Here is a 23,575-nt window from a genome sequence, read left to right on the forward strand (position 1 = left end):
TGAGGGTCTGTAGCTCAGCTGGTTAGAGCACCGTCTTGATAAGGCGGGGGTCGTTGGTTCGAACCCAACCAGACCCACCAAACTATCGAAGGTGCGTTGGTCAGAATGGGGCTTTAGCTCAGCTGGGAGAGCGGCGGCTTTGCAAGCCGTAGGTCGTCGGTTCGATCCCGACAAGCTCCACCAGTATCTGATGCAAACCAGACGCTGGTCAGACAGTGGTCAGACACACAACGAGGTTCGAGAAGTCAGTCATGCATGGCCAGGAAAGCTTCTGGTGTTTATGCCTGACTTCTCGGGAAGGTCAAACTTCTCGATTGGCTCGCTCTTTAACAAAGTGGAAGAAGTATATATATGTGCAGCGTATCAGTAGATGCGTTGCACGGGTAGCGTGATTGCATTGAATCTCGCGTGCTGTGTCAGCGGCGCGACGAGGTTCGCACAAACGAGTTCGACCTGTGACCGGATCTTTGGGTAACCGAGGATCTAAGGTTATAGGATCAAGCGACTAAGTGCATGTGGTGGATGCCTTGGCGATCACAGGCGATGAAGGACGTGCAAGCCTGCGAAAAGCGGGGGGGAGCTGGCAATGGAGCTTTGATCCCCCGATATCCGAATGGGGAAACCCACTCCGCAAGGAGTATCCCGTACTGAATACATAGGTACGTGGAGGCGAACGCAGCGAACTGAAACATCTAAGTAGCTGCAGGAACAGAAATCAACCGAGATTCCGTAAGTAGTGGCGAGCGAACACGGATGAGCCTGCACGACTAAACCATCTAATTAGCAGAACGGTCTGGAAAGTCCGGCAACACAGGGTGATAGCCCCGTATGTGAAAATTAGGTGGCGGGTCTGAGCGTGCGACAAGTAGGGCGGGACACGAGAAATCCTGTCTGAAGATGGGGGGACCATCCTCCAAGGCTAAATACTCGTGATCGACCGATAGTGAACTAGTACCGTGAGGGAAAGGCGAAAAGAACCCCGGGAGGGGAGTGAAATAGATCCTGAAACCGCATGCATACAAACAGTGGGAGCCTCCTTGTGGGGTGACTGCGTACCTTTTGTATAATGGGTCAGCGACTTACGTTCAGTGGCGAGCTTAACCGAATAGGGGAGGCGTAGCGAAAGCGAGTCTGATAAGGGCGACATAGTCTCTGGGCGTAGACCCGAAACCGGATGATCTATCCATGGCCAGGATGAAGGTGCGGTAACACGCACTGGAGGTCCGAACCCACTAATGTTGAAAAATTAGGGGATGAGCTGTGGATAGGGGTGAAAGGCTAAACAAATCCGGAAATAGCTGGTTCTCCCCGAAAACTATTTAGGTAGTGCGTCGTACGGACACTTGCGGGGGTAGAGCACTGTAATCGTTGGGGGGGTCAATGCGATCTACCCCGCGATAGCAAACTCCGAATACCGCAAAGTGATATACGGCAGACAGACAGCGGGTGCTAACGTCCGTTGTCAAGAGGGAAACAACCCAGACCGCCAGCTAAGGTCCCAAATGCATGGCTAAGTGGCAAACGAAGTGGGAAGGCATAGACAGCTAGGAGGTTGGCTTAGAAGCAGCCACCCTTTAAAGAAAGCGTAATAGCTCACTAGTCGAGTCGTCCTGCGCGGAAGATGTAACGGGGCTCAAGCCATGAACCGAAGCTGCGGATGTGTCTTATGACACGTGGTAGGGGAGCGTTCCGTAAGCCTGCGAAGGTGTCTCGAGAGGGATGCTGGAGGTATCGGAAGTGCGAATGCTGACATGAGTAGCGATAAAGGGTGTGAAAAGCACCCTCGCCGAAAGCCCAAGGTTTCCTGCGCAACGTTCATCGGCGCAGGGTGAGTCGGCCCCTAAGGCGAGGCAGAAATGCGTAGTCGATGGGAAACAGGTCAATATTCCTGTACCGGTTCTAGATGCGATGGGGGGACGGAGAAGGTTAGGCCAGCCGGGTGTTGGAAGTCCTGGTTTAAGCGTGTAGGAGTACCCCGTAGGCAAATCCGCGGGGATTATCTGAGGCGTGATGACGAGTCTCCTTGTGAGACGAAGTGGTTGATACCCTGCTTCCAGGAAAAGCCTCTAAGCTTCAGTCTAGAATCGACCGTACCGCAAACCGACACAGGTGGGCAGGTTGAAAATACCAAGGCGCTTGAGAGAACTCAGGAGAAGGAACTCGGCAAATTGATACCGTAACTTCGGGAGAAGGTATGCCCCGGTAGCTTGTAGGAGTACATCCGAAGGGCGAAGGGGCCGCAGAGAATCGGTGGCTGCGACTGTTTATTAAAAACACAGCACTCTGCAAACACGAAAGTGGACGTATAGGGTGTGACGCCTGCCCGGTGCCGGAAGGTTAAGTGATGGGGTGCAAGCTCTTGATCGAAGCCCCGGTAAACGGCGGCCGTAACTATAACGGTCCTAAGGTAGCGAAATTCCTTGTCGGGTAAGTTCCGACCTGCACGAATGGCGTAACGATGGCCACACTGTCTCCTCCTGAGACTCAGCGAAGTTGAAATGTTTGTGAAGATGCAATCTACCCGCGGCTAGACGGAAAGACCCCATGAACCTTTACTGTAGCTTTGCATTGGACTTTGACGGGACTTGTGTAGGATAGGTGGGAGGCTTTGAAGCGGGGACGCTAGTTCTCGTGGAGCCAACCTTGAAATACCACCCTGGTGTCGTTGAGGTTCTAACCCAGGCCCGTGAATCCGGGTCGGGAACAGTGCATGGTGGGCAGTTTGACTGGGGCGGTCTCCTCCCAAAAGGTAACGGAGGAGTTCGAAGGTCTCCTAGGTACGGTCGGACATCGTACTGATAGTGCAATGGCAAAAGGAGGCTTGACTGCGAGACCGACAAGTCGAGCAGGTGCGAAAGCAGGACATAGTGATCCGGTGGTTCTGTATGGAAGGGCCATCGCTCAACGGATAAAAGGTACTCTGGGGATAACAGGCTGATTCCGCCCAAGAGTTCACATCGACGGCGGAGTTTGGCACCTCGATGTCGGCTCATCACATCCTGGGGCTGTAGCCGGTCCCAAGGGTATGGCTGTTCGCCATTTAAAGTGGTACGTGAGCTGGGTTTAAAACGTCGTGAGACAGTTTGGTCCCTATCTGCCGTGGGCGCTGGAAGTTTGAGTGGACCTGCTCCTAGTACGAGAGGACCGGAGTGGACGCACCTCTGGTGTACCGGTTGTGACGCCAGTCGCATCGCCGGGTAGCTAAGTGCGGAAGAGATAACCGCTGAAAGCATCTAAGCGGGAAACTCGCCTCAAGATGAGACTTCCCTGGGGCCTAGAGCCCCCTGAAGGGTCGTGGAAGACCACCACGTTGATAGGTCGGGTGTGGAAGCGCAGTAATGCGTTAAGCTAACCGATACTAATTGCCCGTGAGGCTTGATCCTATAACCTTACAAAACAGTCGATACTCGTTGTTGGACGAAAAAACTTCGCCCAACCATCGACGCAATCACAACACCCATATACTTCTTCCCGCTTTGGCCTGCAACGCGCAGGTGACAAGTCATAGTCTGACGACCATAGCGTCTTGGTCCCACCCCTTCCCATCCCGAACAGGACCGTGAAACAAGATCGCGCCGATGATAGTGAGATTCGTTCTCGTGAAAGTAGGTCATCGTCAGACTAACCCTACGCTTAACCCCGCTGAGGAAAACCTCAGCGGGGTTTTTGACGTCTACGGCACGCAGCGCTACAACGCGGGAGGCGAATCCCTTGGATTGAGTGAACTTCTGGCTGCGATGCCAGCACCCTCCGTACGTTACATACGCAGGCGCTTTAGCGAGCCGGGCTGTGCCAGTCGCGATTTTCGCTCAGCGTCCGGGTGCAATGCCTGAGGTGAGGCGTCAAAGGTGTGGTTTTGACCGGGAACGCCACGCAAGCCCTGCCCGCGGTCAGTCGAGACACTGCGGCTCTGGATGCTGGCATGCCTCTGGCCAGCAGCTTCGGTGCGAGTCAGCCGGGTTCGGTGATTCAAGAACATGAGCTCGTGTGCATGCGCTTCGCTTACCGGGCTTTGCTGATCCTGAATGCGTGGCATGGAAAACGGGGCACCATTATTGGTGCCCCGAATTGGCGGGGGTGTGATCAGAGGCGCCTGCGTCAGACGGGGCCGCGCCCTCCACGCTTCACTTCGATGGTACTTTCCAGCGCCGCTTCGAGCGTGAGTTCGGCGCCTTTAAATGCGTGGGACTTGAATGCTGTGTGGACCGTTGCGACCTTTTCACCGGCCGACTGTCCCTTCAGTTCGCTCTTTTCAATGCCGAGTTCATCGAGCAATTCGTTCCACACCATGCCGTCTTCAAGCGGGATCAGGGCGAATTCAATCCCTTCCAGTTTGAGCTTTATCGGCTTGGCGATATTCGACACGAAGAAGACTGCGTGCATTTCCGGTGAGAGGTCAGCGCCATAGCGTTTGACGAACACAGGAAGGCGTGCAATGTCGTCGAAGAGACCGGCTGCGAGGAGCAGCTTGTCACCTTGCGCGAGCAGGACGGATTGTCTGATGGTCGCCGTTGGTGGTTTGCGGCGGCCCGATGCGTCCGCAACGTCGCCCTCGACCAGCACGAGGTCTCCACGGTAGGCAAACGTGTCTGCCTGGCCTGCCGGTTCGGTGAAATTGCTGTTGAACAGCAGGCCTTTCTCTTCGTAAGTTTTCAGAAGCATGTCGTGCTCTTTTTCAGTTGAATAAACCTTGTTTGTACGGTGGCCTGAGGCGGGTGAGGTCGCGCCATCCTGCCACGCTGCGTCGTGTTGCAGCTAACCGGCGGCTGGTGTCCTGGTCTTCTTGAGCAGGTCCGCCAGCCAGCGTTTGGCATCCTTGCTGGCGCGCTCTTCGGTCAGACGCTGACGTAGCGTTTCGGCGACCTCAGCGTAGGGAACGGTGCCTTCGGGATGGATTGCGTCGCAGCGCACGATGTGAAATCCCATCTCGGAGCGAAGAATGTCGGAGAGTTGGCCTGCCGCGAGACGGAACAGGGCTTCATCGAGTTCGGGATAGAGCTGCCCGCGGCGGATTTCTCCAAGCTGGCCACCATTGAGTGCCGTTGGGCATTCCGAGTGCTTGATGGCCTGCTCCTCGAAGCGGCCGGGTTTGGCTTTCAGGCGACCTGCGATCTCGCTCAGGCGTTGTTCTGCGCGGTCGCTCGTGTTTTCCGGGAAGTTCTCGTTTACGGTGATCAGGATGTGACGGGCCGTTCTGCGCTCCGGGGTATGGAAGCGATCGAGGTGGGTGTAGTAGAAGATCTCGGCTTCGGTTGCACCAACCTGTCCGGCGGCGGCTCCGACTTTTGCCATGACTGCATCCACCAGAAGGTCACGGCGCAAGGCGTCGGCGAGCAGACTTTCAGTCAGGCCTGCGTGCGCGAGGGTGGCCGCAAAGCTGTCTGCATCCTGATGACGATCCCGAAGTTCGCCGAGCGCTTTCTTTACCGCGCCTGGCGAGAGGCAGACGCCGCTGGCCTCGTCGCTCGATAGCACGACCGTCTCGATTGAAGCGTACTGGCGTGCAACGTTCTGCGCGCGAACGCGCTCGTCGTCGGTCAGCGCACTGCAGTCCCGTCCGAACAGGGCGAGGGCGGCCTTGAGCTCATAGTAGGCGTCGGGCGTCACGGTGCGGGCTCCTCTTCTGCTGTATCGGCGTGCATGCGACGTCGTGATACGGGCTGGGGCAGGGGCTCGACTGAGCTCTCGGGAATGCACAGCATGTAGCCGGGGAAGTTGATGTGGTAATGGACGCCTTCCGGCATGTCACGCACGACACGGATGATCTCGCCGATCGCGCCTTTCTCCACGACGACCTCTCCACGCACGGAGAAGGCTTTTCCCGCGAGCACCTTGTCCCGCGACTCGAAGCGGCTTGGCGCCCATGGCGCATCGGCTGCGATGACCTCCTCGGCACGGCAACCGACGATGCGGTCAATCTCGAGAAAGTGCACGGTGTAGATGATCTGGTCCTGAAGGAAGGTGCCCACACCAATCACTGTGCCGGTGGAGCCCCGTCGTACCAGCAGATCACCCACGGCCATGCCCGGATAGGTGCCATCGTCACGCACGTTTCGGGTGACGCGAACGGCATCGCCATAATCGAATTCAGGGCGCATGAGTTTGGCCTCGCTGGTTTGGACGGGTCAGCGCTGGACGGCGCCGAGGGGAACAAAGGCCGTGCCACTGGCCTTCTTGAATACCGAGAACACCTTTTCGGTGACCGCGTCGGAAAGCGTGAAGTCGCGGTAAGCCATCTCGAGAAAGTTGCGATGGTGGGTGTAGCGAACCTGATCGTCGCCTTCGACCGGATTGTTGGAGAGGTAGTCGTGGAAGCGCTGCAGGATGTGCAGACGGTTCACGTGCACGACCTGAGGCTCGTAACTGACGCCGAAGTACTCCAGAAAGTCCTCCGCGGCGGACAGTTCTTCCATTGCTTCGTCAAGAGTGAGTTCGTCCATGATCAGGCTCCGTATTCAGATGGCGATTGGGGTTTGGGAGGCTTCTTCTGCTGCGCGTGCAACGTCAAGCAGAACCTTGCTGCCGAGGCGGTCGGCATCGTCGATCTGCACCAGGGGCTGAAGGATCTGGATGGCACCACTGATGTCGCCCTCGCGCAGCCGGATGTAGGCTGCGGCCTTCAGCGCAGAGAGATAGAAGCGGGTCAGCGTCATTGACCGGTGTGCTGCGGTGGCGACCTCGTCAGCGTCGATACCGCCGCCGTCCGCGGGTAGTCCAACCCGTGCGCCACTGACGTCGATCGCATGCCACACGACCCGCTGTGCTTCCGCCATCTGGTGACGGTAGAAGTGATAGCGGTAACGCGCGACGAGGACCAGCAGGTGATCCGGCGCCTTGAGGCCCGCTTCGGCAAGCGCCTGTTCGGCTTCGGGCGCGCCGTAGTGTTCGCCCGCGCGTTCGATCAGTTCGAGCACACCGTCCGGGAGCGGATCTTCGAAGTACAGGGGTTCGGGATCAAAGTGCAGCAGGTCCATCAACGTGTCTCCGACGTGAGTTGGTTTTCAGGCTGGCAGGCACATTCGGGACAGGCCTGGTCGGTATTGGCCTCGCAGTCGATGTTGCTGACCGCGACCACTGGAATTGTCGTGCGGGGCTTCTTCGGTGGAGGCGCTTCCGCGTTGGCCTGCAGGCCCGAAATCTGCGACTCGAGTGACTTGATGCGGTCGAGCAGGCAGTTGAGCGTATGGCCCACCGGGTCGGGCATCAGGTGGTGATCGAGGTTGAGTTCGTCCGTGGGGCTCAGGATCGGACCTTCCCTGCGCACGACCTTTGCAGGAATGCCAACCACAGTGCGGTCCGAAGGTACGTTCTTGACCACCACGGAGTTGGCGCCTACCCGGACCCGGCTGCCGATGGTGATGGCACCAAGAATCTTCGCGCCGGCGCCGACCACGACGTGGTCGCCGAGTGTGGGGTGACGTTTTCCCGGATTCCAGGTGGTGCCACCCAGGGTGACCCCGTGGTAAAGCGTGACGTCATTGCCGATCTCGGCGGTCTCGCCGACGACGACGCCTGCGCCGTGATCGATGAAGAAACGGCGGCCGATGCGGGCGCCCGGGTGAATATCGACATTGGTCAGAACCCGGCCGATGAAGCTCGCCAGGCGTGCGAGGTAGCGCCAGTTGCGCAGCCACAAGGCGTGGGCAATGCGATACGTGATCAGGGCGTGAACGCCGGGGTAGGTGGTGAGCACTTCCCAGGTCGTGCGGGCAGCAGGGTCGCGGCCGAACACGCAGCGAATGTCCTCCCGCAGAAGACTTGGCAGGCTTGGGGTGGGCACGAGGTTTTCTGCGGTCATGGTTGCGCTTTCTGTGGCCATGGTGATCAGGCTCCGGCAGGGATGGCGGGGGCGGTCATGAACGGTTGCGGAAACCAGTCTGCCTGGCTGGCCTGCAGCGAATCCCAGAACGCGACCAGGTCGGCACGTTCGGGCGTGCGCTTGGTCCGGCCGGTAAATTCACGTACGCGCGCGAGCAACCACAGCAACTGGTTTTCATCCGGCATGATGCCGAGGCCTGCATAGGCTGCTGCCACGCCACGGCTGCCGGAGTGCTTGCCCAGCAGCAGTCGGTGGCTGCGTCCGAGCAATGCCGGGTCGATGTTCTGGTAGTTTGCGGGGTCCTTCAGCAGGCCATCGACGTGAATGCCCGCCTCGTGAGTAAAGACGCCTTCACCGACCACACTCTTGCTCCATCCCACGGGCCGGCCCGAGGCCTGTGCGACCGCGGTTGATGCGTCGAGGAGGCGGCGGAAGTCGATCAGCTCACCCAGGCCGTGGAACTGACGCAGGCCGAGTGCGACCTCTTCCAGTGCAGCATTGCCGGCGCGCTCGCCAAGGCCATTGACCGTGGTGTTGACATGGCTGGCACCGGCCCGCACCGCTGCCAGCGTGTTCGCGGTGGCGAGTCCGAGGTCGTCATGCGCATGCATCTCGATCTCCAGCGCGCTGGCCGCGCGCAGGCGGGCAATGGCGTCGAAGGTGGCAAAGGGGTCGAGTACGCCAAGGGTGTCGGCGAAACGGAAGCGCCGGGCGCCTGCCGCTTCGGCAGCGGCAAGTACTTCTTCAAGAAAGGCAGTGTCGGCCCGCGATGCGTCCTCGCCGCCGAGGCCCACTTCAAACCCGGCTTCCCGTGCCACCGGCACCCAGCGTGCGATGCGCTGCAGAACCTCGTCGCGATTGGAGCCGAGCTTGTGCCGGATCTGCTGGTCGGATACCGGCACGGAGAGCTCCAGCATGTGCACCGGAAGACTGCGGCAGGCATCGATATCCGTGCCGGTCAGCCGGCCCCAGACGATCAGCTTCGTGTCGTGCGCCGTATCGCTCAGGGTGTGTGCAATTGCGCGGATGTCATCGCACTCATCGACGCCCATGGCCGGGATGCCGATCTCCAGTTCCGGAACACCGATCGACGCGAGAATGGCGGCGATGCCGCACTTCTCGCTGCGGGTGAATGCCACCCCGGCGGACTGTTCTCCGTCGCGCAGGGTGGTGTCGTCGATGATGATCGGGGTCGACATGGCGTTCTCGTCCGGAAGTGGTGTGAACTCAGGCGTAGGTCGGTGCAAAGGCCTTTTCAGGGTCGGTGACCGGCCCGTTCTCGCCCCAGTAGGGCGACAGCTTGCGCAGCTGGGCAATGATCGACGGCACGGCTGCGATCACCCGGTCCATCTCGGCCTCGGTGTTCTCGTGTGAAAGCGAGAAGCGGATGGTGCCGTGGGCTGCGGTGTAGGGAATGCCCATTGCACGCATCACGTGCGAGGGCTCCAGCGAACCTGAGGTGCAGGCTGAGCCGCTCGATGCGGCGATGCCCTGCTTGTTGAGCAGCATCAGGATGGCTTCGCCTTCGACGTACTCGAATGCAACGTTGAGGGTGTTGGGCAGGCGATCGTCCGGGTTGCCGGTGACGAATGCGTGCGGCACGGCGGCCAGAATGCCGGCCTGCAGCTTGTCGCGCAGCGCACGGACATAGGTGTTTTCGATCTCGAGGTGCTCGAGTGCGAGCTGGGCAGCGACACCCATGCCGATGATCGCGGGTACGTTTTCGGTACCGGCGCGACGGCCGCGCTCCTGACCGCCGCCGCGCAGCAGGGGGCGGAAGCGCGCGCCACGACGCAGGTAAAGTGCGCCGATGCCCTTCGGCCCATGCAGCTTGTGGCCTGACAGCGACAGCATGTCGATGGCGGTGTCCTTGAGCTTGAGCGGGATCTTGCCAACGGCCTGCACGGCGTCGGTGTGGAACAGCACCCCGGCGGCATTGGCCATCTCAGCCATCTTCACGACCGGAAAGAAGGTGCCGGTTTCGTTGTTGGCCCACATCACGGATACCACCGCGACCTTGTCGCTGAGCAGCTTGGCGTATTCGTTCAGGTCGAGCCGGCCCTTGCCGTCCACCTTGAGCTTGTGGATGGTGTAACCCTCTTTCTCGAGCTGGTCGCACAGATGGAGCACGGCGTGGTGCTCGACCGTGGTGGTGATGATTTCCTTGCGCTCCGGATTGGCCTTGAGGGCCGACAGGATGGCGGTGTTGTCTGCTTCGGTGCCACCGGCTGTGTAGATGATCTCGGAGTCGAACTCGGCGCCCAGCAGCTTCTGCAGCGACGTGCGAGCCGCCTTGACCGCGTGGCCGACCTTGGCGCCGAAGCTGTGCATCGAGGACGGGTTGCCGAACTGTTCGGTGAAGTAGGGCAGCATCGCCGTTACCGCCTCGGGGGCGCAACGGGTGGTGGCGTTGTTGTCGAGATAGATCGGGGTCAGGTTGGGGATGCTCATCGTTCTCTCCGCGGGGCTACCGTGTATGGATGCTCCCCACCGGGGTGGGGAGGGGGGCGTCAGGCGGGAAGCGAGTTCGGCGCCAGCTTGGCAGTGGCCTTGACCGGGATGACCTTCACGATCTCGCCCAGGGCTTCGATCATCTGGGCCTGCACGCCGCCAAGCGTGACCGCTTCCATCTGGCAACCGGAGCAGGCGCCTTTCATTGATACGTAGATGGTCTTGCCATCGACATCGACGAGTTCGATATCGCCGTGGTCGCGCTGCAGGTTCGGGCGTGCCTTCTCGATGACCTGCTCGATCTTGCGGATACGCTCAAGGGTGGTGAGCTTGCCCGGCTGCTTTTTCTCCGGCGGCGGTGCGGCGGTGAAGGATTCGCCGCGCTCGGCCAGCACCTTGGCAAGGATTTCCTCGATGCCTTCGTGGCACGACGAACAGCCGCCACCGGCCTTGGTGTAGTTGGTGACCTGTTCGACGCTGCACAGGTTGTTGGCGCGGATGGTGTCTTCGATCATCACCGCATCGACGGCGAAGCATTTGCAGATCAGTGCGCCCTCTTCGTGATCGTCGCTCCAGACTTCACCGCGGTAGTTGGCGACGGCCGACTGCAGGGCTTCACGGCCCATGACCGAGCAGTGCATCTTTTCCGGGGGCAGGCCGCCGAGGAAGTCGGCGATGTCCTGGTTGCTGACTTCCAGTGCCTGGTCGAGCGTCTTGCCCTTGATGATCTCGGTCAGCGCCGAACTTGAGGCGATGGCCGAGCCGCAGCCGAAGGTCTGGAAGCTGGCATCGGTGATGGTCTCGTTGCTCGGGTCCACCTTCAGCATCAGGCGCAGCGCATCGCCACAGGAGATCGAGCCGACTTCGCCAATTGCATTGGCATCAGGCAGGGCGCCGGCATTGCGCGGGTTGTAGAAGTGTTCCTTGACGGTTTCGGAGTAATCCCACATGGCGGTCTCCCGGGCTCAGGCTGAGAAGGACTGGCCGCAAGCACAGCCGGCCGAGGCGTTGGGGTTTTCAAACTTGAAGCCGGAGCCGCTCAGCGACTCGACGAAATCGACGGTGACGCCGGCCAGCATGGGGGCGGAGTAGGGATCGACGAAAAGCGTGACACCGTCGAATTCGACAATGGTGTCGTCCTCGGCCTTTTCGGCTTCAAGCTTCATTCCGTACTGCAGGCCGGAGCAGCCGCCGCCTTGCACGTGGATCCGCAGTCCGGCGACCGGGTCGGCGGAGGTGGAGATGAAACGGCTGACGGCTTTCAGTGCGGTGGGGGTAAGCGTGATCATGTTCGGGTCTCCGGTTGGAAAGGGCTCTGGGAGACCTATCGCAAACCGCGTGCCACTCGGGTGCGATGCGTAAAGTACTGATTATTAACGGTCTGTTTGAGGCTTGTTGTGTCGCGAAGGGGACGGCTGGGGGGCTTTGTCGCATTTCCTACAGTGCTGGCACGACAATGGAAAACAGCGGCATTGCGCCGCTGTCTGGGTGAGGGTGGCCGCAGCGCAGTTCAGCCGATCACGTGTTCGTACACCAGGCGCAGCACGTCGCGCTCGGTGTCGGGAATGCCCCTCATCTCGGTGATGCTGACGAAGCGTCCGTCGGCGCTGGCCACCGCATCGAACGGCGGGTCGATGTCGGTGAAATGGGCCAGGCGCACGGTCAGCGTGCCATCGGGCGAGAGGATGTCGGCTTCGAACTCGGTGTCGATCTGCAGGGCGCCGGCCGGGAGGCCCAACCGGTCAGTTGCTCTGGCGGTCAGGGTTCCGGGGTGCGGAAGCACGCCATCGCCTGCGGGCGCGGCGAGGCGTGCCGCCACGATGGAGTCGCCGAAGCGTGCAAAACGCAGACGGGCGCTGGTGGACTGCTTGTGATAGAGGACAAGGGCGAGGTCGTTCATGGACACGTCGGCCCGGCGGTTTAGGCCATGACCGGCGATGCGCCGTGCGTGTGACAGTCCTTGGGGCAGACGCGGCTACAGGCGCCACAGCCGATGCAGTCGAGCGCATTGGCAAGCGTCATCACCATCATGTTGTCGTCGTCGAGATCGTCGTCCATGTCGTCGTCACGTTCGACGAGGTCGAAAACGTCGCGCGGGCAGACCTTGTAGCAGCGGCCGCAGCCGATGCACTTCTTGCCGTCCAGTTCGAGAACGAACTCCGGGGTCCAGGCAGTGCCGCCGCGAGTGAGACCGGTGATCGGATCCATGGTGTGTTCCTCTGTTTCGTTGTGCAGTTGATAGCGTGTTTGCTGCTGCGGGCTGACGGCGGGTGATCAGCTTGCGGTTTCGGTTGCGGCCATCAGGCGCGCGTTGGCGTCAGCCCATGCCTTGCATGCGTCGTATGCAGACTGGGACATCGTGGGCAGTTCCTCGTAGCCGGCCGGGAGACGGTCTTCAACCAGGTCATGCAGCTGCGAGGCCCATTCCTGCGATTTGCGCTTGAGTTTGCGGACTTCCTTCTCGAGGTTCTTGAGTTCTTCATCGGTCATGTCGATCTCCTTGGCGTATGCCCGCGCCCTGCTGCCGGCGCGGGCGATGGGGGGCGTTGCTCAGAGTCCGGCGACTTCCGGGTACTTGCCGATGATCTCCAGTGCAACGGACAGGTGCTTGTCGGCCTCGTCCTTCATCTTGGAGAAAGACTCGAAGCCGAAGCGATGCACGTCGCGCAGGGTGCGGTCGAGTACGACGAGCTTGCCGACGGTGATCATTCCGCGGCCGAAGCCTTCGTGGGTGATGTTGATCACCGGTACGGCCATCAGTCCGCACTCCTTTTCAATCAGGGCCGCGATCGCGTTATGGAATGCCTTGACGCGGGAAATGGTGACGTCGTCGGGGTCGCCGATCACCGGAATCTGGCGCCGCTGTTCCTTGGTCAGCACATAGGGGGCGAGGACGCGATCGACCGGCCAGCCGTCATAGGTGCCGTAGCTGTCGAGTGCGCGCGCCTGGCGGTTCATCTCCTTGATGAAGTCGGTGTCGGCGAGTTCGGGGCTGAGGACGGCGGCGGGGGCGGTGCTGGTGTCGATGCTGATCATGTGTCTGACTCCTGGTGCAGGCTTGCACGCGTTGGGTTGAGTGGATCGGAGGTGATTCGGGGGGCGGGCTGCAGTGCAGGGTGGCGTGCGACCCGCCGCGAGGCGATGAGCCCGAGGCCGAGGCCGGCGAAACTGAGGCCGGCGATACCTGCATCGGTGAGCTGGATCAGGCTGGCGAAGCCCATGCCGGCGAGCAGGCCGAGGACCGGCAGCAAGTGGGTGACGAACAGGGCCCGCAATGCCATGCCGCCATCGATCTCGACCATGACCTCGTCGCCGGCACGCGACGCGCAGCCCGCGGCGCTGAGGACGAGATCGGTCGTGTTCGAAGTGCCGCAGACTTTCTCCGCGCGACAGCCTCCGCAGGCTGCAGCGCGTTCGAAACGAACGGTCACGCCGTCGTCGGAAATGCTGATGACCTTGCCGTTACGTTGCATCATTCCTGCCAACCCTCGGCTTCCATCTCGTCGAAGCGGCTGCTGTCGGCCGGCTGCCTGTCCTTGATGGCTTTCGCCAGCCAGCCCGCGGGGCCGCTGGCCAGTTCGGCCTGAAGCTCTTCGACCAGGCTGTCGATGGCACGACCTTCCTCTACCCGGATCGGCTGCACACCGGCCGCCAGCAACTGCTTTACGGCCGACGCGCCGACGGCGAGGCAGTACACCGCAGCGCAGCCCGCAAGCGTGGCGATCTTCGCCGGCAGCTTGTTTTCGTTGCCGTCCTGCGAGGTATCGATGAATTCAGTGACCTCCACCAGCTGGCAGGTGTCTGCACCGATCTCAAAAATGGCAAAGGCCTCGGTGGAGCCGAAGTGCTGGTTCACCGTGCTGCGGTCGGTGCTGGCAAAGGCAATGCGTACGCCATTCATGAGCGGTCTCGCCTGTTCAGTGCCCACCAGCCGCAGCTGTCTGCGGCGCGGAGGGGGCGGGCTGCTTGTAGCGGGAGTGGTGAGGTGTGATGGAGTCATGATGTTGCAGTACCAGGTTGGCCAGATCGAACAGGACTTGCCGGGTACCCCGGTAGCCCACCCAGGTCTTGCAGAAGCCGCCTACCAGGTCGTATTGCGGCATGCCTGCGCGCAGCAGCGGTACGCCGAGCCGCGCAGCAGTTGCCGCGGCATGCGAGTTGGACACCAGCAGTTCGGCGTGGGCGCTGCGGGCGAGGTTTTCGAGGTCTTCCAGGTCACCGACATGCACCTGCCCGGCGGCCACGCCGGCGAGGCTTGCGGCCTTGATCGGCGACACCGCGCTGACGATTTCGCTGCCCATGCCGGCAAAGAGCTCGGAAAGCTGCAGCAGGAGGTCGGGGTCGGCCGCGATCGCGACCCGGCGCAGACCGGTCATGAAGTGGGTGTCGACCATTGCGTCCTGCAACTGCGCACGATGACGCTCGAGCTTTTCGGGCACCGCAATGCCGGCGATCTCTGCCAGTGTGGCGGTGAAACGATCACAGGCGTCCAGCCCGATGAGCCCATCGAAGCGGTGGTCGGGTACGCCGGTGCGCTCCGCCAGCAGGTCGGCCGCACCTTTGAGTGAGCGCCCGACGACGATCGTTGCGACCGCCTCGCCCAGGGTGGCGAGCTCGGAGATGGTGGTGCCGCCAAGCGTGACCGGGACAAAGTCTTCCGCAATCAGGTGACCGTCAAGCGAGTCGGCAAGATCGGGCACCGCCAGCGGGCGCAGGCCGAAGAGTTCGACCCATTCCTTGATCGCTTCGACGTCGCCCGGGGTGAGGTGGGCGCCGAGCAGCAGGTTGACCTGTTTCTTGCGCTTGCCGACAAGGCCGCTGCCTGCCGTGTCGGGCACCGTGGCCTCGATGATGCCCTTCACCGCGCTCGCATAGCCGGTCTCGAGACAGCCTGCGAAGTCCGGCGTATTCACTGCTGCGACCGGGATGTGATCGAATTGGGGGTGCTTGGCCCGGAACTCATGCACGAGCCGCCGGATGTCGGTGCCCTGGGTTTCTGCCAGCGCGGTGGTGGCGAGGCCGACCAGGGCCGGCTTGCTCTTGCCGCATACCGTGGCAAGCGCCTGTACGACGTTGCCGTCGGCGTTCATCACCGTGGCGACCTGGTCCATGGCCGTGGTCTGCAGCGGCACGGGTTCGCGGAAGTGGCGCACGAAGAAGACCTTGGCGAAGGCCGTGCATCCTTGCGAGCCATGAAAGATCGGCATCGACCGGTTGATGCCGAGAAAGGCCAGCGCGGCGCCGGCCGGTGCCGACGACTTCAGCGGATTGACCGCGAGTGCCTTGGGGTGACGGATGATTTCGGCCATGGCGGGCGTCCTCAGGCAGCGGCGCCGGTGGGCGCGGCGTGGTCATGGTCGTGGGCGTGCGCGTCGGACTCGTCGCCACCGTCCGGGCTGTCCCCCATCTCGGGGCCGGCGATCACCATCGCTTTCTGCGACCACGGGGCGGGCTTGCGGACGGCGGCCCACACCGGCGATTCGAGGGTGAGCGCGAGCTGGCGCACCAGCTCTTTCATGCCGTCGTAGCCGGCGTAGCCGAATTCGCGCTCCTGGTTGATGTCGAGGAAGGGCAGGCGGGCCTTGAGCGCGGTGTAGAGGTTTCGTCCGCCGGCAATCAGGATGTCGGCCTTCAGTTCGTACACCGCATTGAGCAGATCGCGCGCGCCCTCGGTGTTGAGCATGATGGTGTTGTCACCCATCAGTTCGAGGATGCGGGCCTTGTCCTCCTCGGTCGATTTCTTGGTGCCGCTGGCGACGACGATCATGCCCAGATCCTGCAGCGCCGACACCACCGACCATGATTTGACACCGCCGGTGAAGAGCAGGACGCGCTTGCCTTCGAGGCGCGGGCGCCAGGCGTCGAGTTCGGCACGGACCCGCTTTTCCTCGCGTTCGATCAGCGCTTCTGTGCGCTGGACCAGATCGGGGTCGCCGATCAGGCGGGCGATCTCGCGCAGCGCGGCCGAGGTGTCGGTGATGCCGTAGAAGCTGCCCTCGAACCAGGGGATGCCGTAGCGCTCTTCCATCTTGCGTGCGACGTTGATCATGGCCTTGGCGCAGACCAGCATGCTGACTTCCGCGCGGTGCATTGTCTGGACTTCATGGAAGCGGGCATCGCCCGACAGGGTGCACAGGATGCGGATGCCGAGTTCGTCGAACAGCGGGGTCAGGTACCAGAGCTCGCCGGCGATGTTGTACTCGCCAATGAGGTTGATGCTGTGGATGGTGATGCCCGGTGGAATCCGTTCTGCCGCGACCGGTTCCGGTTCGCGGGTGCCGATCACGTGCTTCACCATGGCTTCGCCGGCGATCCGGTTGCCGAGGTTCTTCGTGCCGTAGAAGCCGGCGCAGTCGATCGGCACCACAGGCACGTTCCAGCGCTCGCTGGCGGCCTTGCAGACCGACTCGATGTCGTCCCCGATCAGTGCCGGCACGCAGGTGTTGTAGACGAAGACGGCCGCGGGGGCATGGGTGTCGATGGCCTGCTTGATGCCGTGGAACAGGCGCTTCTCGCCGCGACCCATGATCACGTCCTGTTCCGACAGATCGGTTGTCATGCCGATCTTGTACAGGGTGGGGCCGGACGAGGCGGTGCCGCGGTTGTCCCAGGAGTTGCCGCTGCAGGCGATCGGGCCATGAACCACGTGGGCCACGTCGGCAATCGGAAGCAAGGCGATCTGCGCGCCGTCAAAGGCGCAGCCACCGGCCGAGGCGCCGGGGGTGGGGCGCGAACAACCGGATTTCTCCTTCTTGTTGTGCGTGCAGGCAGGTTCGTTCAGCAGTTCGGCAATGTCGGCGGCTTTCACGGTCAGGCTCCGTGTCCATGAGTGTGCATTCTTCTGCAAGCTCCGTGCCGCACTGAATTCTGCTGACAAGTGACTGAAAGAAAAGGGAAGAGGGCTTTGTTCGTGTTGTCGCGAAACCGACAATGTGCAGGCCGTGACACGACAGCGCACGGCCTGCATGTGCGCTCAGAGGGCGTATGGGTCGTGCATCCAGGCGTGGATCAGACTGGCGTCGCGCTCGGGCAGGTATGCCATGTCGTCCTGCAGGTCATTGAACACTTCGCGGGTGACGCTGCGCGGTACCCGGTGCGCACTGACCATGTGGAAATACCATGCAAATCCGTAGCCGGCGTCGCGGTCGTAGTCGTGCAGTTGCTGTGCCAGGGCTGTGCCGCGCGCACCTGGGGCATGTGGCCACTGCGGGGCGTGTGCGGCAACCGGAATGGCAGAGGCGCGGGTCTGACGGTAGCGGTCGAGGTGCTCCGACAGCGCAAGGATCCAGTGATCGCTGAAATGCCCTTGTCGTCCCGAGCTGCTCTCCGACCACTCGCGCAGGAAGCGCAACACCGGAGCCGGTTTGCCTGTCTTTATCTCGATGCGGGTGACAAAGGCGCGGATGTCGGTGAGGCGGCGGAAGCGGTAGCGTGGCGCGCCCAGCACCTGCGGTGGCGGGCTTCCTGCAGGGCGGTCGAGCAGCGCTTCGACGGCATCCGCCGGGGTGTGGCGTGGCCCCACCTCGTGACTGATGACTTCCTGCAGTTCCTCGAGTTCAAGCTGGTGATAGTCCGAGGGTTCGCTGCCGCAAGGACAGACGAAGTAGTGGCTCACACCCTGATCCAGCGTGAGCCGCAAGCCGCTGTCGCCGAACTCGTCGGCAAATGCCGCGCCATCCTCGCCGCACGCTGCCCAGTGCTGCTCCAGCCAGGCGAGCGCATCCTCGGCGACAGTGTCGCCCTGAGCGTCGATGATGCGGCCGGGCCGGAACCAGCCTCCGCGCGAAAGGCGCAGGCTGAAGTCGGGCCCGCCGGTGTGACGCAGGGCGTCCAGCAAGGGGGCGTGTCCAGGCAAGGGGGTGAGGGTGGCGCACAGGTAGCGCAAGGTGTCGTCGAGGGCGAGGTCCGGCCTGGTCTTGGGCGGGGGCGCGAGCGGGACGTAGTTCATGTGGCTTCCTTGATGGGCTCTGGAGTGATCGGCGGTGTGGCGGTGTTACTGATCGGGTGCGGACTGCGGGGTTTTCGCTGCATCGGTCAGGCGATCGGCCACGAGCAGACGGATGGTTTCCTCCGGGTCGTCGGAGACGGCAGCCAGCGCCTCGAGCGGCGCCTGCTGAACGGCCGCGGCGCGCACCAGCCAGTGCGGGTCGGCGAGCATGGTGGCGGCATCGTTCGGCAGCATGCGTCCTGCCGCAAGGGCGCGGACTTCCGGGTCGGCGTCGCGGGCGAGGCGGCTGAGTGCGAAGGCTGGCAGGCGGCGGGCGATCTCCTTGCGCACGACAGGATCGGGATCGTCGGTCATCTGCGGCAGACTGCCGTGCGGCAGACGACGAGCCACCTGCAGGCGCACGGCATAGTCGGGGTCGCGCATCAGGCGCCCGAGTTCGGACGGAGGCAGGCGGGTGGCGACGGTCACCCGTACTTCACGATCCTCGTCGCGGGCAAGGTGAAGCAGGGCTTCGCCTTCGGCGCGGACCGCCACCGCGCGCCGGACGGTTTCGTCAGGGTCGTCGATCAGCCGGCCTGCGGCCTCGGCGGGCGCGTAGCGGACCGCGATTGCGCGGCGCTCCCAGAAATCGTCGCTGAGACAGCCTTCGGCAAAGGCCGGGTTGCGCGCCAGGAAGCGGTCGATCTGGCGTCCGCTGTGGACGAACAGACAGGCGTCGCCGGGCGCGCAGCGGCCTTCGGCGAGCAGGCTGTTGCGCAGCGCACATCGTGGGCAGGGGTTCTCCGGCGGCGTGTAGTCACCGGTCTCGGGTTTGTGCGGATGGTTCATGGCCTGAGTCGGACGGCGTGCGCGCGCCGACACCTCCTGAGCTGGGGCGATGGACTCCTTGCGCAAGCAGCGTGCCAGGCGTCCGGATACGGGAATTGGCCTGTCCGGCTGCGCGGGGGCCGGACAAGTGCGCCGATTGCGACATCCCGGCGCGTGCCGATTGTCGGAAACCCGACAGGGAACGGGACGGAGGCCGGGCTGGGGATGCGGCGCAGGCGCTGCGGTGATCCATGGAGTGTGACCTGGGGACGGTCACACTCCATGGCTTGCAAGCAGGCAGTGACCGCAGCCTAGTTGGTGAGGACGGGCTCCAGCCGCAACTCTTCGACCAGGCATCCGACCGGGGGGCCGAGCACATCGTCCTCGCCCTCGAAGCGCACCAGGATGATGTCGATGTCAGGGGCGGCCTCGACATGACCGGTCTTCACCACTACGCCACGGGTTCCGGCCGCAGCGAGCAGCGCGCCCGCGTCGATATCGGGAATGCTGCCGTCGTTGTGGATGGCGTCGAGTGCGAATACGACGTCGCCGGGTGAGCAGAATGCGGCGCTCATGGCGGTCACCACACGCTGGCCGGCGCCAGCAGGCGCTCGACCGGCTTGTCGCTGATGAGATGCTCGTCGATGATGCTGCCGACATCGGCAGCACTGACGCCTGAGTACATCACGCCTTCCGGATACACCAGCACGCTCGGGCCATTGGAGCAGGGACCGATGCAGCCGGTATTGGTCACGGCGTAGTCCGCCCACAGGTTACGGGCCTGAAAGGCTTCCATGAAGCCCTGATAGACCTCGTTGCAGCCCTTCTGCTGACAGGATCCGCGGGGGTGGCCGGCGGGGCGGCCCTGGACACAGACGAGAACGTGTTTCTTGGGTTTTGCCATGATCGGCTCCGTTACGATGGGGGTGTTCCGGGGTGCCCGCGCATGGTGCGGGCGTGGACAGGGGGCGGTCAGCCAGCGGCAGCCATCAGTGCCGGCGTGATCCCTGCCAGCCAGGCATCGACACGCTCGTCGGTGAGCGTGGGCTGGTTGTCCTGGTCGAGTGCGAGACCGACAAAACTGCCGTCGATCACGGCCTGGGAGCTCTTGAAGGTGTAGCCGTCGACCGGCCAGGTGCCGATCACGTTTGCACCGCAGGTGGTGACGCAGTCGTAGAGATCGGCCATCGCATCGCAGAATTCGTTGCCGTATTTCTCCTGGTCGCCGAGTCCAAAGATGGCAACGACCTTGCCGCTCATGTCGGCACCGTCGAGCTGAGGCAGGAATTCGGCCCAGCTTGCGGTCTGGGCGCCGCACTCGAGGCCGGGCAGTTCGCCGTCGCCCAGCGTCGGGGTGCCGATGATGAGGGCGTCGTAGGCGAGGAAATCGTCGGCCGTCGCCTTGTTGACGTTGAGCGGGTCGGCGGCTGCAGCGCCGAGTTTCTTCGCGATCGATTTGGCGATGCGTCGGGTGCGGCCGGTGTCGGTGCCGAAGAAGATGCCGATGTTTGCCATGCTGTGCTCCTGGTCTTGATCAGTGAGATTGGCTGGGGTTGCTGGCGCCTGGCCTGGGGCTGCTCAGGCGGCTTCCGGCAGCCCGAAATGGGTGCGCAGAACGCCGAGCAGGCGCGCCAGGCTGAGCTCCTCCCGCACCAGCGGCTCGGCGGGCGGCGGGCTGCCCGGGTCGGGGAATGAGAGTTCGACCCCATAGCGTCCGGGCGGCTGGCCGTAGGTGAACACGAAGGCTGCAAGCGCTGCGTCTCCCGGCAGCAGCAGACCGACGGCTTCCTCGTTGTCGCGCCAGCGTTCATCGAGTTCGATCAGGCCATCTTCGAGCGCGTGTTCCAGGGTGTTCAGCAAATGGGAGAGGGCGCGGTACTTGGGGGGCATCGAGCTGGTCATGGCGGCAGTCATCCGATCGTGTGGCGAAGAAGTTGGAGGCAGCTGCGGGTGGCGGCGAGGTCCACTGCGCGGGCGTCGTCGAAATTGAGCACCTGCGGGTCGGCGCCGCACTCGAGCAGGAGTGCGACCATCTCGGCCTTGCCGGCCGAGGCGGCGTACATCAGGCAGGTCGCACCCATGTCGTTGCGGTTGTCGATGTCGATGCCTGCCTGCACGAGCCTGCGCACGATCGCGGCATTACCCGATACGCAGGCCAGCCAGAGGGCGTTGTTGCCGTCCATGTTGCGGCGGGAGATGTCTGCACCGCAGGCGAGGAGGGCGTCGACCACGCCCTCATGCCCCGCGAGGGCCGCACGCATCAGCGCTGTCAGGCCGTGCTGGCGCGGCGCGTTGAGGTCGAAAGGGTCGAACCCGTGTGTCTGCAGGAACGCGAGGAGGTCGGCGCGGGCGTCCATGCCTGCGACCGGCGTGCCTTGCTGGCCGGCGCGGCGTGTAGCGAGTGCGTCGGAGAAGGCCGGGTAGCCGCCATCCACGCTATACACCTCGGGGACGCGGAAGTCCGCGAACCACTGCGCCCAGGTGCGACTGGCATTGCCGTGATAGCAGTAGATCAGAACCGGCGTGGCGCGGTTCAGCCCCCGGATCTGCTGCGGAAAAGTGGCCTCGGCGAGGCGGACCGCTGCGTCGATATGCGCCGCGTGATAGCTGTTTTCGTCGCGCACATCGAACACCGCAAGGGCGGGCAGCACGCCGTCCATGTGACGCAGGAGCATGTCGGCCGCATCCGCGGCGGAGATGCGGTGAGCCTGGCGGCTGCTTGGTTCGGAGGCGGTCAGGGTTTCGGTGTTCATCATGTTGGCGTCCGGTTGGCGGGCTGATGCAGGGCGCGGTCGGCGGGATAGGCCGGGGCGGATTCGATTCTTGCGTCGTCAATCGGCAGACCGATGGTGAAGTGGTACAGGGGCTGATGACTGCTGCCGGAGAGGCCCAGCGCTTCGTGGACCGGATCGTCGAAAAAGCATCCGATGCCAGTGCCGCGAAGTCCGAGGAGTTCGGCGAGAAGGTAGAGGGCCTGTCCCGTCTGTCCGGCCAGCCGGAACAGATCGCGGTAGGCCGCAGGGTTGGCAGCGATGACGCCAAAGGGCGCGATCAGGCCGAGCGCCAGACAGGCGGTGGACGCGATGTCCTGATGACAGTGCAGGCTGCGCGCGAGACGATGGAGCTCGACCTGCTCAAGCTTGCGATGCAGACGCAGTGTCAGGCCGTCCCCGATGGTTTCCACGTGCTCACCGGAGGTGGCGAAAGCGCCTGCATCATCACAGCCGTCGGCCGTCAGCAGGTACAGCCCGGGCGCGCAGGCGTCGACCCGGTGCACGAACAGCGCGGCCACCATTCCCGAGGCATGGGGCCAGAGGCTGCTTGGACGCATGCTGTCGCCAAGGACATGGAGCACGCTGTGAAAGGCTGCCCGGCTCATCCGGTGCGAGGCGTCGAAACGCTGCGCGCTGCGCCTGCTCAACATGGTCCGGGCCGCACTGCTGTCGAAGCCGGCCAGCTGCGCCGAGGGCTGCCAGGGGGGCGCAACCGCCGCAGTGGCGGGGGCTGTGCCCTCTGCCCGGTGCCGGGTTGCTGCGGCGACGTCGTCGATCAGGGGCCAGCGGTAGCGTGGCAGCGGGTCCAGCAGCGAAGCGCGTCCGAACCATCGCGTGTCGTCCGCCGGCGGCTGCAGGGCTTGTGTGGCGGAAGCCGGTCCGTGCCCGTCAAGTCCGACGGCGAGCAGGAGTTCGGCCTCTTCACGCTCGACCTGCGGGTGACGGCTGCCTGGAAAGTCTGCATCGCGGTCGAGACCGAGCCGATGCGCGAGGCATGCAGTGGGCACTGGCTGCTCGGCCAGCGACCAGCCCAGCAGTGCCGCAGCGTGCGCGAGGGCGCTGGCAGCGTGGCCGACGTCGAGCTGGCAGTAGCGGAATCCGCGCTCACCGTATTTCCACGCCTCGCGCCACATCGCGGTGCTGAGTGCGAGGCCGAGCCGCGGCGTGTCCGATCCGGCTGTCCTGTCCAGCGCACGGCACTCCAGTACGTGGTCTTCGGGCCGGTAGTGATACACCCCGTCGGCAAGCCCCGGAATGTCCCGTGCGATCAGCCAGGCTTCCACCGGATGCAGGTTGCCGCTGGAGGGGTTGGCGCGCACCGCCCAGCGGTCCGGTCCCATGACCTTCCATGCGGTGATGCCGAGCGACAGGTGCAAGAGCGTGCCGATGCTCTCCAGGCCCGGCCTCTGCGGCAAGTGCGGGGCACCTGCACAGGGAAAGGGCAGGTCCTGCACTGCCCGCAGCGGTGCGCTTGCGCCAGGCGCTCCGAGCAATGGCAGTGCCACGGTGGGGGCGCCATCATAGTGGCGGAAGGGGGCGGGCTGCGCATCCCAGTCGAGCATCGCCGGTCCGGCTGCATAGGCCTCGAAGCGGTGTTTGCTGCGGGCGTGATACAGCCGGACTACGTCGCTGTCCGATAGCGTCGGGGGGGAAGCCGGGATGGCGGAGTCGGTGCGCTTCATGCACCGCACCTTGCAAATCCGATACCAGTTCGGCCGCGCGCGCGCAGATCGCGTGAACGCTGGGCTCAGCGCTGATCAGCAGGGGTGGGGATGT

Annotated in this window: 26 protein-coding genes, 2 tRNA genes and 2 rRNA genes; 4 read left to right on the forward strand and 26 right to left on the reverse strand. The window is 63.2% G+C overall.

Annotation, left to right across the window (positions count from 1 at the left end; genetic code table 11):
• Window positions 1-3: 3 nt before the first annotated feature.
• The 4 genes from CEW83_RS19520 (at window position 4) to rrf (ending at window position 3,622) form a co-directional block, all read left to right on the forward strand.
• Window positions 4-80 (forward strand) — tRNA-Ile (locus tag CEW83_RS19520).
• Window positions 81-107: 27 nt separating this feature from the next.
• A tRNA-Ala gene (locus CEW83_RS19525) sits at window positions 108-183 on the forward strand.
• A gap of 312 nt (window positions 184-495) precedes the next feature.
• Window positions 496-3,383: ribosomal RNA gene (locus CEW83_RS19530) — 23S ribosomal RNA — on the forward strand.
• Between the two features lie 125 nt (window positions 3,384-3,508).
• A 5S ribosomal RNA gene (rrf, locus tag CEW83_RS19535) occupies window positions 3,509-3,622 on the forward strand.
• 476 nt (window positions 3,623-4,098) lie between these two features.
• Here rrf and CEW83_RS19540 read toward each other — a convergent pair.
• The 26 genes from CEW83_RS19540 to CEW83_RS19665 all read right to left on the reverse strand — a co-directional run bounded on the left by CEW83_RS19540 (window position 4,099) and on the right by CEW83_RS19665 (window position 23,481).
• Complete coding sequence (locus tag CEW83_RS19540; RefSeq protein WP_108950846.1) at window positions 4,099-4,662, reverse strand: hypothetical protein; 564 nt, start codon at window positions 4,660-4,662, stop codon at window positions 4,099-4,101.
• Between the two features lie 93 nt (window positions 4,663-4,755).
• Complete coding sequence (gene nifM / locus CEW83_RS19545; protein ID WP_159099509.1) at window positions 4,756-5,607, reverse strand: nitrogen fixation protein NifM; 852 nt, start codon at window positions 5,605-5,607, stop codon at window positions 4,756-4,758.
• Complete coding sequence (locus tag CEW83_RS19550) at window positions 5,604-6,098, reverse strand: nitrogen fixation protein NifZ (protein WP_108950848.1); 495 nt, start codon at window positions 6,096-6,098, stop codon at window positions 5,604-5,606. The genes nifM and CEW83_RS19550 overlap by 4 nt, the downstream gene beginning before the upstream one ends.
• Before the next feature lie 27 nt (window positions 6,099-6,125).
• Window positions 6,126-6,440, reverse strand: coding sequence for a nitrogenase-stabilizing/protective protein NifW (gene nifW / locus CEW83_RS19555; protein ID WP_108950849.1), 315 nt, complete (start codon window positions 6,438-6,440; stop codon window positions 6,126-6,128).
• Between the two features lie 15 nt (window positions 6,441-6,455).
• Window positions 6,456-6,974: a hypothetical protein gene (locus CEW83_RS19560; protein ID WP_108950850.1), complete on the reverse strand. Its 519-nt coding sequence runs from the start codon at window positions 6,972-6,974 to the stop codon at window positions 6,456-6,458.
• The gene (gene cysE / locus CEW83_RS19565; protein WP_108950851.1) at window positions 6,974-7,819 is read right to left on the reverse strand and encodes a serine O-acetyltransferase; all 846 of its coding nucleotides are present in this window, start codon (window positions 7,817-7,819) and stop codon (window positions 6,974-6,976) included. Before cysE ends, CEW83_RS19560 begins: the two co-directional genes overlap by 1 nt.
• A gap of 5 nt (window positions 7,820-7,824) precedes the next feature.
• Window positions 7,825-9,018: a homocitrate synthase gene (gene nifV / locus CEW83_RS19570; RefSeq protein ID WP_108950852.1), complete on the reverse strand. Its 1,194-nt coding sequence runs from the start codon at window positions 9,016-9,018 to the stop codon at window positions 7,825-7,827.
• A gap of 28 nt (window positions 9,019-9,046) precedes the next feature.
• The gene (nifS, locus tag CEW83_RS19575; RefSeq protein ID WP_108950853.1) at window positions 9,047-10,270 is read right to left on the reverse strand and encodes a cysteine desulfurase NifS; all 1,224 of its coding nucleotides are present in this window, start codon (window positions 10,268-10,270) and stop codon (window positions 9,047-9,049) included.
• A gap of 59 nt (window positions 10,271-10,329) precedes the next feature.
• Window positions 10,330-11,220: a Fe-S cluster assembly protein NifU gene (gene nifU / locus CEW83_RS19580; protein WP_108950854.1), complete on the reverse strand. Its 891-nt coding sequence runs from the start codon at window positions 11,218-11,220 to the stop codon at window positions 10,330-10,332.
• A 15-nt stretch (window positions 11,221-11,235) separates the two neighbouring features.
• Window positions 11,236-11,559 (reverse strand): HesB/IscA family protein, encoded by a 324-nt coding sequence (locus CEW83_RS19585; protein WP_108950855.1) that lies wholly within the window; start codon window positions 11,557-11,559, stop codon window positions 11,236-11,238.
• Between the two features lie 221 nt (window positions 11,560-11,780).
• Window positions 11,781-12,170 carry a hypothetical protein gene (locus tag CEW83_RS19590; protein ID WP_108950856.1) on the reverse strand — a complete coding sequence of 130 codons (390 nt, stop codon included), beginning with the start codon at window positions 12,168-12,170 and terminating at the stop codon, window positions 11,781-11,783.
• 20 nt (window positions 12,171-12,190) lie between these two features.
• Window positions 12,191-12,478, reverse strand: coding sequence for a ferredoxin III, nif-specific (fdxB, locus tag CEW83_RS19595; protein ID WP_108950857.1), 288 nt, complete (start codon window positions 12,476-12,478; stop codon window positions 12,191-12,193).
• 66 nt (window positions 12,479-12,544) lie between these two features.
• Window positions 12,545-12,760 carry a CCE_0567 family metalloprotein gene (locus tag CEW83_RS19600; RefSeq protein ID WP_108950858.1) on the reverse strand — a complete coding sequence of 72 codons (216 nt, stop codon included), beginning with the start codon at window positions 12,758-12,760 and terminating at the stop codon, window positions 12,545-12,547.
• A gap of 60 nt (window positions 12,761-12,820) precedes the next feature.
• On the reverse strand, window positions 12,821-13,306 hold the full coding sequence (locus tag CEW83_RS19605) for a NifX-associated nitrogen fixation protein (protein ID WP_108950859.1): 486 nt from the start codon (window positions 13,304-13,306) through the stop codon (window positions 12,821-12,823).
• Window positions 13,303-13,746 (reverse strand): SoxR reducing system RseC family protein, encoded by a 444-nt coding sequence (locus CEW83_RS19610; protein WP_108950860.1) that lies wholly within the window; start codon window positions 13,744-13,746, stop codon window positions 13,303-13,305. Before CEW83_RS19610 ends, CEW83_RS19605 begins: the two co-directional genes overlap by 4 nt.
• On the reverse strand, window positions 13,743-14,171 hold the full coding sequence (locus tag CEW83_RS19615) for a NifB/NifX family molybdenum-iron cluster-binding protein (protein WP_234418917.1): 429 nt from the start codon (window positions 14,169-14,171) through the stop codon (window positions 13,743-13,745). Before CEW83_RS19615 ends, CEW83_RS19610 begins: the two co-directional genes overlap by 4 nt.
• A 16-nt stretch (window positions 14,172-14,187) precedes the next feature.
• The gene (gene nifN, locus CEW83_RS19620; RefSeq protein ID WP_108950862.1) at window positions 14,188-15,579 is read right to left on the reverse strand and encodes a nitrogenase iron-molybdenum cofactor biosynthesis protein NifN; all 1,392 of its coding nucleotides are present in this window, start codon (window positions 15,577-15,579) and stop codon (window positions 14,188-14,190) included.
• Between the two features lie 11 nt (window positions 15,580-15,590).
• Window positions 15,591-17,078 (reverse strand): nitrogenase iron-molybdenum cofactor biosynthesis protein NifE, encoded by a 1,488-nt coding sequence (gene nifE, locus CEW83_RS19625; RefSeq protein WP_108951538.1) that lies wholly within the window; start codon window positions 17,076-17,078, stop codon window positions 15,591-15,593.
• A gap of 165 nt (window positions 17,079-17,243) precedes the next feature.
• Window positions 17,244-18,218 (reverse strand): hypothetical protein, encoded by a 975-nt coding sequence (locus CEW83_RS19630; protein ID WP_108950863.1) that lies wholly within the window; start codon window positions 18,216-18,218, stop codon window positions 17,244-17,246.
• Between the two features lie 45 nt (window positions 18,219-18,263).
• Window positions 18,264-19,046, reverse strand: coding sequence for a 4Fe4S-binding leucine-rich repeat protein (locus tag CEW83_RS19635; protein ID WP_108951539.1), 783 nt, complete (start codon window positions 19,044-19,046; stop codon window positions 18,264-18,266).
• Between the two features lie 290 nt (window positions 19,047-19,336).
• Window positions 19,337-19,600, reverse strand: a complete 264-nt coding sequence (locus tag CEW83_RS19640) for a nitrogen fixation protein NifZ (RefSeq protein WP_108951540.1) — start codon at window positions 19,598-19,600, stop codon at window positions 19,337-19,339.
• Window positions 19,601-19,605: 5 nt separating this feature from the next.
• Complete coding sequence (locus CEW83_RS19645) at window positions 19,606-19,929, reverse strand: (2Fe-2S) ferredoxin domain-containing protein (protein WP_108950864.1); 324 nt, start codon at window positions 19,927-19,929, stop codon at window positions 19,606-19,608.
• A gap of 68 nt (window positions 19,930-19,997) precedes the next feature.
• Entirely contained in the window at window positions 19,998-20,540 is a 543-nt protein-coding gene (locus CEW83_RS19650; RefSeq protein WP_108950865.1) for a flavodoxin, read from the reverse strand.
• A 63-nt stretch (window positions 20,541-20,603) separates the two neighbouring features.
• Window positions 20,604-20,927 carry a hypothetical protein gene (locus tag CEW83_RS19655; protein ID WP_159099510.1) on the reverse strand — a complete coding sequence of 108 codons (324 nt, stop codon included), beginning with the start codon at window positions 20,925-20,927 and terminating at the stop codon, window positions 20,604-20,606.
• Between the two features lie 8 nt (window positions 20,928-20,935).
• Entirely contained in the window at window positions 20,936-21,781 is an 846-nt protein-coding gene (locus CEW83_RS19660) for an ankyrin repeat domain-containing protein (RefSeq protein WP_234418918.1), read from the reverse strand.
• On the reverse strand, window positions 21,778-23,481 hold the full coding sequence (locus tag CEW83_RS19665) for a nitroreductase family protein (protein ID WP_199915162.1): 1,704 nt from the start codon (window positions 23,479-23,481) through the stop codon (window positions 21,778-21,780). Before CEW83_RS19665 ends, CEW83_RS19660 begins: the two co-directional genes overlap by 4 nt.
• Window positions 23,482-23,575 lie beyond the last annotated feature (94 nt).

It is taken from the genome of Parazoarcus communis (assembly GCF_003111645.1).
Classification (GTDB): domain Bacteria; phylum Pseudomonadota; class Gammaproteobacteria; order Burkholderiales; family Rhodocyclaceae; genus Parazoarcus; species Parazoarcus communis_A.

What these genes read in the sequence shown, in the direction of transcription:
- CEW83_RS19540 (WP_108950846.1), bottom strand. Translation starts at nt 4,662, where the DNA reads ATGCTTCTGAAAACTTACGAAGAGAAAGGCCTGCTGTTCAACAGCAAT.
- CEW83_RS19550 (WP_108950848.1), bottom strand. Translation starts at nt 6,098, where the DNA reads ATGCGCCCTGAATTCGATTATGGCGATGCCGTTCGCGTCACCCGAAAC.
- nifW (WP_108950849.1), bottom strand. Translation starts at nt 6,440, where the DNA reads ATGGACGAACTCACTCTTGACGAAGCAATGGAAGAACTGTCCGCCGCG.
- CEW83_RS19560 (WP_108950850.1), bottom strand. Translation starts at nt 6,974, where the DNA reads ATGGACCTGCTGCACTTTGATCCCGAACCCCTGTACTTCGAAGATCCG.
- cysE (WP_108950851.1), bottom strand. Translation starts at nt 7,819, where the DNA reads ATGGCCACAGAAAGCGCAACCATGACCGCAGAAAACCTCGTGCCCACC.
- nifV (WP_108950852.1), bottom strand. Translation starts at nt 9,018, where the DNA reads ATGTCGACCCCGATCATCATCGACGACACCACCCTGCGCGACGGAGAA.
- nifS (WP_108950853.1), bottom strand. Translation starts at nt 10,270, where the DNA reads ATGAGCATCCCCAACCTGACCCCGATCTATCTCGACAACAACGCCACC.
- nifU (WP_108950854.1), bottom strand. Translation starts at nt 11,220, where the DNA reads ATGTGGGATTACTCCGAAACCGTCAAGGAACACTTCTACAACCCGCGC.
- CEW83_RS19585 (WP_108950855.1), bottom strand. Translation starts at nt 11,559, where the DNA reads ATGATCACGCTTACCCCCACCGCACTGAAAGCCGTCAGCCGTTTCATC.
- CEW83_RS19590 (WP_108950856.1), bottom strand. Translation starts at nt 12,170, where the DNA reads ATGAACGACCTCGCCCTTGTCCTCTATCACAAGCAGTCCACCAGCGCC.
- fdxB (WP_108950857.1), bottom strand. Translation starts at nt 12,478, where the DNA reads ATGGATCCGATCACCGGTCTCACTCGCGGCGGCACTGCCTGGACCCCG.
- CEW83_RS19600 (WP_108950858.1), bottom strand. Translation starts at nt 12,760, where the DNA reads ATGACCGATGAAGAACTCAAGAACCTCGAGAAGGAAGTCCGCAAACTC.
- CEW83_RS19605 (WP_108950859.1), bottom strand. Translation starts at nt 13,306, where the DNA reads ATGATCAGCATCGACACCAGCACCGCCCCCGCCGCCGTCCTCAGCCCC.
- CEW83_RS19610 (WP_108950860.1), bottom strand. Translation starts at nt 13,746, where the DNA reads ATGATGCAACGTAACGGCAAGGTCATCAGCATTTCCGACGACGGCGTG.
- CEW83_RS19615 (WP_234418917.1), bottom strand. Translation starts at nt 14,171, where the DNA reads ATGAATGGCGTACGCATTGCCTTTGCCAGCACCGACCGCAGCACGGTG.
- nifN (WP_108950862.1), bottom strand. Translation starts at nt 15,579, where the DNA reads ATGGCCGAAATCATCCGTCACCCCAAGGCACTCGCGGTCAATCCGCTG.
- CEW83_RS19630 (WP_108950863.1), bottom strand. Translation starts at nt 18,218, where the DNA reads ATGAACTACGTCCCGCTCGCGCCCCCGCCCAAGACCAGGCCGGACCTC.
- CEW83_RS19635 (WP_108951539.1), bottom strand. Translation starts at nt 19,046, where the DNA reads ATGAACCATCCGCACAAACCCGAGACCGGTGACTACACGCCGCCGGAG.
- CEW83_RS19640 (WP_108951540.1), bottom strand. Translation starts at nt 19,600, where the DNA reads ATGAGCGCCGCATTCTGCTCACCCGGCGACGTCGTATTCGCACTCGAC.
- CEW83_RS19645 (WP_108950864.1), bottom strand. Translation starts at nt 19,929, where the DNA reads ATGGCAAAACCCAAGAAACACGTTCTCGTCTGTGTCCAGGGCCGCCCC.
- CEW83_RS19650 (WP_108950865.1), bottom strand. Translation starts at nt 20,540, where the DNA reads ATGGCAAACATCGGCATCTTCTTCGGCACCGACACCGGCCGCACCCGA.
- CEW83_RS19655 (WP_159099510.1), bottom strand. Translation starts at nt 20,927, where the DNA reads ATGACCAGCTCGATGCCCCCCAAGTACCGCGCCCTCTCCCATTTGCTG.
- CEW83_RS19660 (WP_234418918.1), bottom strand. Translation starts at nt 21,781, where the DNA reads ATGATGAACACCGAAACCCTGACCGCCTCCGAACCAAGCAGCCGCCAG.
- CEW83_RS19665 (WP_199915162.1), bottom strand. Translation starts at nt 23,481, where the DNA reads ATGAAGCGCACCGACTCCGCCATCCCGGCTTCCCCCCCGACGCTATCG.